Below are 2327 nucleotides of genomic sequence, written 5' to 3'. Positions count from 1 at the left end.
TTAGCCAAAAGTAATCGCGACTCATGAGGGGCCTCCTGTCGGAGACCGTGAATCACAAACTCAGCGCAGAAGGAATCATTTTATGGGTCCAGACCCTAGGACGACTGTTCGGCCGTTTCCAGCGATTGTCCGCAAAACCCACCGCCGGTGAAAGCTCCACCGGCCTTGGCCTGTCGATCGTGAAACGGATCGTCGAAATGCATGATGGCCAGATCAAAGCCGATAGTGGTGGCCCCGGACAGGGATCGACCTTCACCATCATCTTGCCTACGACAATCTGACATGAACAGGAATCCGTATATCATTGTGGTTGACGACGAGGCGCCTGCCCGGGAGATGGTGGGTGACTATCTCAAGATGCATGGCTTCGCCATCACGTTGTGCGACGGCGGCCGAAGTTTGCGCGACGCGATCGGCAGGACAACGCCAGATCTCGTAGTACTCGATCTGAACATGCCGGAGGAGGATGGCCTTTCGATCATCCGCGATCTCAAGAGCCGCACCAACATTCCGGTGATCATGCTGACGGCGACGGCCAGCCCGATTGATCGTGTGGTCGGCCTCGAACTCGGCGCCGACGACTACGTGGCAAAACCATGTGAGTTGCGCGAACTGATGGCGCGTATCCGCTCGGTACTGCGGCGAAGTGCGCCAAAAATGGAGGGCGTGCCCGATGTCGTCGCCGCCACGCCGGCAGGTCAACTCGTTCGCTTCGGCACCAAATGGCTCGATTTGGAGGCTCAGGCCTTACGGGACGACGAGGGCAACGAACATCCGCTTACGGCGTCGGAGTTTGGTCTGTTGAAGGTCTTCGCCGCCAATCCGAAACGGGTTCTGTCGCGCGAGCGGCTGCTGGAACTGGCCAATGCACGCGACAGCGAAGCCTTTGATCGGGCGATTGATCTGCGAATCATGCGGATCCGGCGGAAGATCGAGCCCGACCCCGCAAAGCCCGCGGTGATTCGGACCATCCGGGGCGGCGGTTATCTGTTTTCACCTTCCGGCGACAAATCCTGAGTTGCTCCAACGGCTAAGTCTAACGACGTTCAAACGAACAGGTGCTTTCCCAGCTCAGTCGAAACTGACAAAAAATACTTTAATATTCAACAGTTTGCGCCACAGAACCGGTATGCGTTTTTTTGCGGAGTATACGCTGGGTTTCGCTGATTGTTTCATCGCTGGGGAGGGGACGAAACAATTGCACCTTCCCGCGAAACCATTTTCTGCTTTCCGTGCAGGCGTGCTGAAACGTGAGACGGCTAATATTCTGCCCAACGATAAGGGGAGCCGTCATGCAAAATGTCATCGCGATTAACGCAGCCGCCTGCCAAGGCATTATCGCTGCCCAGGCAACCACCGATGAGATGCTTCTTGAGCGGATCGCCCACGGCGACCGGGCGGCGATGCATACCCTGTATTTGCGGCATAACGTCCGGGTCTATCGCTTCGTGCTCCGTAGCTTGCGCGACATGACGGCGGCCGAAGATATTGTCAGCCAGGTATTCCTGGACGTTTGGCGTACTGCCGGCCAGTTCGAAGGCCGCTCACGGGTATCAACGTGGTTGCTTTCGATTGCCCGGTTCAAAACGCTGACCACGATGCGCCAGCGCCGGCATGAGGATATCGACCAGGAGAATGTCCGGGAAATCGCTGATGGCGCCGATACGCCCGAGGCGTCGCTCGATCGCAGCAACGTCAGCGAAATTCTGCGAGCCTGCATCGCCAAGCTGTCCCCGGCTCATCGCGAGATCATCCATCTCGTTTACTATCACGAGAAGACGGTCGAAGAAGCCGGCGAGATCATCGGCATTCCGCCGAGCACCGTGAAGACCCGTATGTTCTATGCCCGCAAACAACTCGCAGCGCTTTTGAAAGTGGCGGGCCTCGCAACACTAGCAGCCTGACCAACTACTTGATCTGCTGATCGCCCGCCTAGCAGCGGCCCCGATGCATGACGTTCGGGCCGGTTTGCGTTCGGGCGACATCCCCGCGCTTGAGCGATTATCGGAAAACCGCGAGCGAACCGCGCAGTGCCCATCGTTGCTGGCGCCAGCCTGCAATCCCAAGCAGAGGCCTCGGGCGGCCAGGGCTGAATCGATAATGGTCGTTGCACGTCTGAGGGCTTCGCAAAGCGTGAGACGGCGCGGCTTGTCTCTGCCGCCACTATAGCGTTTTGAGCGAAGTGGAATCCGGTTCGCGGGAGAGAAACGCGTCTAATCAACAAGCTCTAGGGTCGGGACCCATAAAAGTGATTCCTTCGGCGCTGAGTTTGTGATTCACGGTCTCGGACAGGAGGCCTTTGATGAGTCGCGATTGCTTTTGGCTAA

At 57.8% G+C, this 2327-nt stretch carries 2 protein-coding genes and 1 pseudogene; all 3 read left to right on the top strand.

Going from position 1 to position 2327, the window contains the following annotated elements:
* Positions 1 to 56: 56 nt before the first annotated feature.
* A pseudogene (locus tag B2M20_RS16625) lies at positions 57 to 281 on the top strand (ATP-binding protein); the annotation flags it as partial.
* 1 nt (position 282) lies between these two features.
* On the top strand, positions 283 to 1017 hold the full coding sequence (locus B2M20_RS16620; RefSeq protein ID WP_079448157.1) for a response regulator: 735 nt from the start codon (positions 283 to 285) through the stop codon (positions 1015 to 1017).
* Between the two features lie 275 nt (positions 1018 to 1292).
* A complete protein-coding gene (locus B2M20_RS16615; RefSeq protein WP_079448156.1) occupies positions 1293 to 1904 on the top strand; it encodes a sigma-70 family RNA polymerase sigma factor in 612 nt (203 codons plus the stop codon).
* Positions 1905 to 2327 lie beyond the last annotated feature (423 nt).

This window comes from Nitrobacter vulgaris (assembly GCF_002028545.1).
GTDB classification, from domain to species: Bacteria; Pseudomonadota; Alphaproteobacteria; order Rhizobiales; family Xanthobacteraceae; genus Nitrobacter; species Nitrobacter vulgaris.
Note: the sequence above shows the minus strand (reverse complement) of the source record. Positions and strands in the feature narration are given on the sequence as shown.